The sequence below is a fragment of the Pseudomonas sp. genome (assembly GCF_026224925.1).
Lineage (GTDB): Bacteria > Pseudomonadota > Gammaproteobacteria > Pseudomonadales > Pseudomonadaceae > Aquipseudomonas.
The window spans coordinates 1-8,308 of sequence record NZ_JAMFRV010000300.1; the positions used below are offsets into that span (position 1 = coordinate 1).

The 8,308-nt window shown below is 54.3% G+C and carries 6 protein-coding genes and 1 pseudogene; 5 read left to right on the forward strand and 2 right to left on the reverse strand.

All coding sequences use genetic code 11. From position 1 onward, the window contains the following. Both M0974_RS12860 and M0974_RS12865 read right to left on the reverse strand, forming a co-directional pair. A partial coding sequence (locus M0974_RS12860) for a DUF2931 family protein (protein WP_297836897.1) occupies positions 1–541 on the reverse strand: 541 nt, incomplete at its 3' end. Beyond that, positions 538–2,151, reverse strand: a complete 1,614-nt coding sequence (locus M0974_RS12865) for a DUF2235 domain-containing protein (RefSeq protein ID WP_297836899.1) — start codon at positions 2,149–2,151, stop codon at positions 538–540. The genes M0974_RS12860 and M0974_RS12865, both read right to left, overlap by 4 nt. A 544-nt stretch (positions 2,152–2,695) precedes the next feature. Here M0974_RS12865 and tssA point away from each other — a divergent pair. The 5 genes and pseudogenes from tssA to tssF form a co-directional block, all read left to right on the forward strand. After that, positions 2,696–4,246, forward strand: coding sequence for a type VI secretion system protein TssA (tssA, locus tag M0974_RS12870; protein WP_297836902.1), 1,551 nt, complete (start codon positions 2,696–2,698; stop codon positions 4,244–4,246). 33 nt (positions 4,247–4,279) lie between these two features. Then, the gene (gene tssB, locus M0974_RS12875) at positions 4,280–4,786 is read left to right on the forward strand and encodes a type VI secretion system contractile sheath small subunit (RefSeq protein ID WP_297836904.1); all 507 of its coding nucleotides are present in this window, start codon (positions 4,280–4,282) and stop codon (positions 4,784–4,786) included. A gap of 28 nt (positions 4,787–4,814) precedes the next feature. After that, positions 4,815–6,290, forward strand: coding sequence for a type VI secretion system contractile sheath large subunit (gene tssC / locus M0974_RS12880; RefSeq protein ID WP_297836907.1), 1,476 nt, complete (start codon positions 4,815–4,817; stop codon positions 6,288–6,290). A 14-nt stretch (positions 6,291–6,304) separates the two neighbouring features. Continuing rightward, positions 6,305–6,709 carry a type VI secretion system baseplate subunit TssE gene (gene tssE, locus M0974_RS12885; RefSeq protein WP_297836910.1) on the forward strand — a complete coding sequence of 135 codons (405 nt, stop codon included), beginning with the start codon at positions 6,305–6,307 and terminating at the stop codon, positions 6,707–6,709. A gap of 108 nt (positions 6,710–6,817) precedes the next feature. Beyond that, positions 6,818–8,308 (forward strand): annotated as a pseudogene (gene tssF / locus M0974_RS12890) (type VI secretion system baseplate subunit TssF); the annotation flags it as partial.

An 8,308-nucleotide genomic window follows, 5' to 3' on the forward strand; every position in this document is an offset into this window, starting at 1 on the left:
CGCGGGCGACGGGGATGGCGTTCAAGCATTCATCGAATACCCACGCTTTTACTATGCCACCAGGAGCAAGCCCCAAGGTTAGGCTGGCATGGTACGGAGACGGCATTTCGGGTGTTTCAGCACAGCGTCGAGCGACGGACTTGCGCAGCAACTGCCGAGCTTCTTCTGGGATCTCAATCCAGCCTTGGTAAGTCTGAGGCTCGACTGTTGATTGCCAGCGCACAAAAACTCGTCTGGGCAGATCTGCACCGGTCACAGAGCTTCCGTTTCCCCTATAGCCAGGCCATCCCCGAGCAGATTCGATACCTTCGTCGTGGAAGTTTCCACCGCCAATAACGCCTGCCCCTCCACGCGGGAAAAATCGATTATTGATGTCAACTACGGCACTAGCCTCAACCCAACTGGGCATGTAATCCGGCGCCGTAAAATGCAAGTCCCACCAGCGATCATGGCGGTCTTTCGCGCCAGACAGTGGGTCAGCGGCTTGGCATCCGCCGAGCAGAAGTGAGCCCAATACGATAACAATTGTTTTCAATTTCATTTCTGGCCCCCGGCTATATGAGGATGTTTGACGCGGATGCCGGTCTTGGTGGGCGCATTGATGTACACAAATTTTTGACCCCGTCCGTCGTTGTGGGTTGCGGGATGGCTCCAGTTGGCCGAGGTATGGATATAGCGCAGTTTTAACTGGGCTTCTTCGTCTGGCGTGGTGCTGTAGTCCCCCGCGACAAAGCGATCCCTAAGCAATCGGAGTTCCGGGGGAAGAGCGTATTCGGAGTCTGTCTCCTTGAGGTCGTGAAACGTTACTTTTTTCTGTTTCGCCAACTCATACATAACGCGCAGGTACACCCGCGACAAGTCACCGCGCATGGCGCGCTTGAGTTGCAAGCCGGCGAATACGCGTTTTTCCTGAGGCGCCATTCGATCTTGAGGATCGATAGCCAGCTCCACAGGCGGCGGGGTGATAACCTCAAGCATCTCAACGGGCCAGCCCTCGGCAATCATTTTCTGCTTGGCCTGCAACGCATCTTGGTAGATGGAGGTGGTTTTTACGTCGCAGTTAGCCGCAACCGTTAGCCCTTGCATCGGGCTGACCAGAACGCACTCATCGGATTCGAGGCGATAACCACCACCCAGATTCGAATGCACACCAGGCAGAGCTATTTCCAGCTGCTCGGGGCCGATCCTGTTCAGCGCAAAGTTATCGCGGTACTCATCGCGGGCCACTAGGTGTACCACGTCTTTGAAGTCTGACTTGGGCAATACAATGTTCAGTCCGGGGGTAATTCCACTACTGACATTGAACCCATTGTCGAGCCCGGCAGTCGCGGCGACGGTATCGAACAGGCCAATAAAGCCCATGTCTATACCGTCTTTATATTTATCAGCGAAGGTGGGACTGAAGGCATCTTTGTTGCTGTTAAGCACATATTTTAATGGCCCTCTGTTCCCGCGTGCAACTTCGGTGGCGAAGTGTCTGGCGGCCGCTGCGCCACGGCTGAAGCCGAAGGTGTCGAAAAGGATGCCTATGATTTCATAATTATTATTTGCTTTATAAATATCCTGAACTATCCGGTTTACGCGATCGAAAACACTTGCCACGCGTTCAGCCGCCCCAGTTTCTCCCCGGCCAGAGCTTAAACCGATGAAACTGTCTTTCTCCCCGGCAATAGTGCCAATGCCATCGACATAGATTTTTCGGTAGGCGATCTTGCCTTGGTCATCCGGTTGCAGTTTGTCAGGCGCGAAATATAGATCGCTCAGCTTCCGCACATTAGTGAAATCATTTCCATAGCTACTGTTCGGGTCAGCCATATACGGCTTGCAGCTGGCGTCCAGATCCTCTGGTTCAATCGGATGATGCGCGCCGCAGGCAATGCCCAACTCGGTGTTGCTGGCGTTATTGCCCGTGCCGTCGAAGAACACGCCGATGACGAGGAATACTTTAATTTTGGCTGCTCGCTCCTTGGCGTTATGCTCCGCAACTCTGCGCGCCGCTGCTGCGCGTTGAGCTTCGCCCGCAGCTACCCCGGCCAAGTAAGGCTTTTGCAATTCCTCACGGGCGGCAAGCTGCTGCGGTGTCATGTCCTCGATGCCTTTCGGCCGATTCGCCTGACAGATACGACAGCTCTTTGGATCGTGTTCTTTCACAGCGGGTACTCCTGAATAATCTCGCGGATATGCTTGGAAGATTGCGCAATTATCTGCGCACAAACTTTAAAAATTCCATGGCGACGCCGCTAAAAAATAAAAGCTAATAGTCCGATACTAAAGAGGGTTCGGGTATTGATCTCAGGCGGCTATTGGATTTATGGACGAACTGTCAGTTGGATGTCTGTAAAAAATACGGGGCTTATTCTATTTTAACAAGCCTATTCATTCTTTTTTAATTATTCCGTTTTCCTATATGCATGAAGGAAATTTCTTACAGATAGCGGCTATTTATATTTAAAGTAAAAGTCTGCAGGAAAGTTCTTCGATAAGGTCGGACAAATCCTACAGCCGATAATTACTTGGCCTACAGATTGAGCGGGAATACGCAGTTAAAGTACGGGCCGGCGTAAGAGAAGGCTAATCAGATGCACCAGGAATGGAGTAAACCCATAGCAACTTCAATTATTGTATTTGACGAAAGTTGGTCAGGCGCTAAAGCGCTTGGGTCTCGCTGTGCCTTTATAAAGGGCAGGCACCCTCAATGACTTATTCCAGCGATCAATCCGCCCATTTCCTCGCCATTGCTAAAGCCGCCATCACTTCAGAGAGCTTCTGCGGGGAAGACGTTCGGTTTTCGGACGAGTTTGAAGCGCTGGAATCTGAGGTGAACAAGGCTCAGTCGTTGGTTGAGGGTGAAAAAGTCGATTGGCAAAAGGTGATAGATCGCAGCGAAGCCATCTTAAAGACCCATTCCAAAGACCTTCGGGTCGGGGCGTGGTTGACGTGGGCGCTGTACCAGAAGGAGTCCTTTGTCGGATTGCTGGCGGGCGTCGGGATGCTTCGTCATTTGTGCCATCAGCATTGGCTGGCCGTGAACCCGCTAAAGCCGCGTACCCGTGCTGCGGCGCTCGGTTGGTTGGTGCTGCGGGTCGATCAGGCACTCGTCGAGAGCGTTCCGATCAAAGGACAGCTGCCTTTATTCCGGTTGCTGTTGGAACACCTGCATGGGTTGGACGCGTTACTGACGCAGCACCTGGGCGATGACGCGCCGTTGATGCTGCCGATGTGCCGACGCTTGAAGACCATGATCGAGCGCGCTGCGGACAATTTGCCTGGGCCCGTGGAGTCGGCCATTACCCAGATCAAGCAGGCGGCCAGTCAACTCTTTGCGCCGGGTTCGCCTATAGAAAATGAAAAAGAGGCGCAAAAGGCTCTACGTGGCCAGCAGGAAAATGCGCGCACCTTGTGTGCCTGGTGGTTACGTCAAAAAGCCACAGACATACGTGCGTTGCGCCTTAACCGAACAGTGTTGTGGCTTCCAATTGACACGCTTCCCGAGCGCAACGCGGAGCAGGTCACCGTGCTACGGGGGCCGCCGGCAGACAAGCTGAAAACCTTTCAAGAACGCTTGGCTCAAGGCGCGTACGCCGACTTGCTGGTGGATCTTGAGGCAAGTATTGCGGTAGCGCCGTTCTGGTTCGACGGTCAGCGCATGGCTTGGGAGTGTCAGCAGGGGCTTAACGCGGACCTCGCCATGCGCGAAGTTGAAGTGCAGTTTTCGCTGTTTTTGCAGCGCCTGCCGGCGATCGTCGACCTCAAGTTTCACGACGGCGTGCCATTCGCTGATGCAGAGACCCGTAGCTGGATCAGCGCCCATGTTCTGGTGCATCTGCAGGCGGCCAATTTGTCAGTGGCGGTGCAAAACGACAGCCAGCAGGCGGTATGGGAAGACGCGTACCAAGACGCGCTGCCCATTTTTCGCCGCGATGGGCTCAAGCCTGCGGTGCAACTCCTCAAGCAGGGTTTACACACCGCGCAGGGGGGCCGGGTGCGGTTCTTCTGGCAGCTGAGCCTTGCCCGTCTCTGCCACCACGCCAAGAAATACGAGTTGGCCAAAGCTCAGCTCGAAACGCTCGACCAACAATTACAGAGCACTGGGCTTGCGGCCTGGGAGCCGGACCTTGCGCTGCAAGTTCTTCAGTTACTGCACCACTGCTGCGAGTTACTGCCGCAGAACGCAATCGTGCGCGAGCGTAAAGACGATGTTTTTCAACGGCTGTGCCACCTCGATATTGAGTTGGCACTGCCTTAGGCCTTCGGGTCACCACCGCAAAGGAGAAAAGTCATGGCCAAAGAAGGCTCCGTAGCACCCAAGGAACGCATCAACGTCACGTTCAAACCGGCGACAGGTAATGCTCAGGAAGAAATTGAGCTGCCGCTGAAATTGATGGTACTGGGCGATTTCACTCATCGGCTGGATGAACGCAAGGTCGAAGACCGCAAGCCGATCAGCATCGATAAAAACACCTTCGACGATGTGCTGAGCAAACAGAAGCTCGCCATGACATTGAGCGTCCCTAACCGTCTTCAGGAGGAGGGCGGTTCAGATGAGTTGGCGCTCAACCTGGCCTTCGAATCCATGAAAGATTTCAACCCGGCGAGTCTGATTGAGCAGATTCCTGAGCTGAAGAAATTGATGGAGTTGCGCGATGCACTGGTCGCCCTCAAAGGACCATTGGGTAACGCACCGGCTTTCCGCAAGGCAATCGAAAGCGTCATAAAAGATGACGAATCGCGCAGCCGAGTGCTGGGCGAACTTGAGATGAACGCCGCCGCTAAACCGGACGCTTAAGCCACCACCCGCAAAGGAAGCCAGCATTATGAGCACCAAAGCAGCAGCGCAAACCAACATTGAAACGACCGAGGGCGGCATTCTCGACCGCATCATTGCCGAGACCAAGCTGACCCCTGCAGACGATGCGTACAACATCGCCAAGCGCGGTGTGTCGGCCTTTATCGAAGAGTTGCTCAAACCGAAAAATCAGGGTGAGCCGGTCAAAAAGGCCATGGTTGACCGCATGATCGCCGAGATCGACGCCAAGCTCAGCCTTCAAATGGATGAGATTCTTCACCACGTCGAGTTTCAGGCATTAGAGTCTTCGTGGCGCGGTTTGAAGTTGCTGGTTGATCGCACTGACTTCCGCGAAAACAACAAGATTGAGATCCTCAACGTTTCTAAAGAAGACTTGTTGGAAGATTTCGAAGATTCGCCGGAGATCAATCAATCCGGGCTTTATAAGCACGTATACACGGCTGAATACGGCCAGTTTGGTGGCGAACCAGTGGGGGCAATTATCGCCAACTACTACTTCTCGCCCAGCTCGCCAGACGTCAAAACCATGCAGTACGTTGCCAGTATCGCGTGCATGGCGCATGCCCCATTTATCGCGAGCGCCGGCCCGAAATTTTTTGGTCTGGAAAGCTTTACCGGCCTGCCGGACATGAAGGACCTGAGCTCTCATTTCTCGGGCCCGCATTTCGCCAAATGGCTGAGCTTCCGCCAACAGGAAGACGCACGCTATGTCGGCCTGACGGTGCCGCGTTTCTTGCTGCGTAACCCGTACGACCCTGAAGAAAATCCGGTGAAGAGCTTTGTCTATAAGGAGAACGTAGCCAACAGCCACGAGCATTACCTGTGGGGCAACACTGCTTTTACCTTCGCCACCAAGTTGACAGACAGCTTCGCCAAGTTCCGTTGGTGCCCGAACATTATCGGCCCGCAAAGCGGTGGTGCGGTGGAAGATTTGCCGTTGCATCACTTCCAAAGCATGGGCGAAATCGAAACCAAGATTCCGACTGAAGTGCTGGTGTCCGACCGTCGCGAATATGAATTGGCCGAGGAAGGCTTTATCTCCCTGACCATGCGCAAGGGCAGCGACAACGCGGCGTTCTTCTCCGCCAGTTCGGTGCAAAAACCGAAGTCTTTCGGCATCAGTGAAGAAGGTAAAACATCAGAGTTGAATTACAAGTTGGGCACGCAACTGCCTTACATGTTCATCATCAACCGCTTGGCGCATTACATCAAAGTACTGCAGCGCGAGCAGCTGGGCTCATGGAAAGAACGTTCGGACCTTGAGACAGAGCTGAACAAGTGGATTCGTCAGTACGTCGCCGACCAGGAAAACCCAAGCGCTGAGGTGCGTGGCCGCCGCCCTCTGCGTGCTGCGCAGATCACCGTCAGTGACGTTGAAGGCGAACCTGGTTGGTACCGCGTGGGCATGAGCGTGCGCCCGCACTTCAAATACATGGGTGCCGAGTTCACGTTGTCGCTGGTCGGCAAGTTGGAAAAAGAGTGATCAGGGCCTAATTGATGACGGCATACGGCAGTCTTTTCGAACGCCTTGGTGGTGTGTGCGAGACGCGAAGCAAAAATCGCAAGGAAGCCACTAGGGATTCGGTGACTGCCCACCTGAGCAAAATGCTCAGCACTCGTGCGGGCAGCGTGTTGGCGCTGCCCGACTACGGCATGCCGGACCTGAACAACATGAACCTGAGTCTTCACGATGCGTTGACTCAGGGGCGTGAAGTCATCAAGCGCTTCATTGAAACCTACGAGCCGCGCCTGACAAATGTCAGCCTCGTCTCCGCGCCCAATGAGGGCGATCCGCTGAACCTCGCATTCTCCATCGAAGGTCAACTCGACGTGGATGGAATTCAGTCCTTGGCCGTTTTGTCTGCCCGTTTGACGGGCGGCGGAAAAGTCTCGGTCAGCTAGCGGTGTTCAATCGCATAAATCGGCGTGTTCCACGTGGAACCTTCCAGCGGAATACGCCAACCGCTTCACCTTATTTCAAACAGCACTCGTGCAGGATGGTCATCGCCCTTGTCTTTTAACCAGTACTACCAAAGCGAGCTAAACGCATTACGTCAGTTAGGCGGTGTTTTCGCTGAGCGTAATCCGGCGCTGGCGCATTTCCTGGGGCCGGGTGGACGCGATCCCGATGTGGAGCGTCTGCTTGAGGGGTTTGCCTTTCTGACCGGGCGCTTGAGAGAAAAGCTCGACGATGACTTGCCCGAACTGACGCATTCGCTGATGTATCTTCTGTGGCCGAACTACATGCGGCCGCTGCCGTCTTTCAGCATGCTGCAGTTTGAGCCTCTGCCACAGGCCGGTCCGGCAGTGGTATCTGCGCGCGACACGCAAGTTGAAAGTAAGCCTGTCGACGGTGTGATCTGTAAGTTTCGTACCTGCTATGCGACGCAAGTGCAGGCGCTGCAACTGAAAACCTTGAGCTATTCGGAGACCGGTGAGGGCGCGCTTTTAACGCTGTGTCTAGAGGTTACCGGGGACGGGCATTTGGGCGATCTGAACCTGAGTAGCCTGCGGCTACATTTCGCGGATGATCCCTACATTAGCAAGACGCTCTATATAAGTTTGTTGCGGCATCTGGGGAGCGTTCAGGTGTCTCCTCTGGGCTCGGATACCGAGAAGGTGAAGGATGGAAAGGGTAAGAAAACCTCTCTCACGCTGCCCACCAACTGCATCCAACCCGTGGGCTTCGCCGAAGATGAAGCACTCATCCCTTACCCTCTGAATACCTTCCGCGGTTATCGCTACCTGCAGGAGTATTTCGCGTTTCACCAAAAGTTTCTGTTCGTCGACGTGTCCGGCCTGGACATTCTGCAAAGCCTGCCAGAAGACACGCTGAAAACTACCAAGGGGTTTGAGCTGCGTTTCGCCATTACCAAAAACGGCATGAGCGCCAGCGCCCGACGATAAACAACGTAAAACTGTATTGCACGCCTATCGTAAACCTGTTCGAAAGCGAAGCCTCGCCCATTCGATTCGACGGCAAACAGGACCACTACATTCTGTTGCCGGATGAAGAAAAACGCGGGCACCGCAGTGTGTTTTCCGTCGACAAGGTGGGGATAAACGAAGCTGGCGGACACCTTGGCGAATTCGTACCCTTCGAGTCTTTCGAGCATGACGCAAGCTTCGATGGCGGTAAGGCTCGCCCGCACTATAGCGTTCGGCAGCGTTCGTCACTGACCCATGAAGGGGTCGACACCTACCTGAGCTTTGGCACGCAGAACATTGATCTTTCGCAAACGGTGTCCGTCGACCTGACCTGCACGAATCAAAACCTTCCGCGTCAGCTTAAGGTCGGCGACATCCATAACACCAAAGCCACCCTGGAAAAGCTCCCCTTTAAAAACATCCTGGTGCCCACAGCAAGTTACGCCCCACCGTTGAACCGCGACTTCCTATGGAAGCTGATCAGCAATATGTCGCTGAACTACGTGTCGCTGGCCAACGTCAATGCGCTCAAGGTCATCCTCGAAACCTACGACCTGCCGCGTTATTACGACC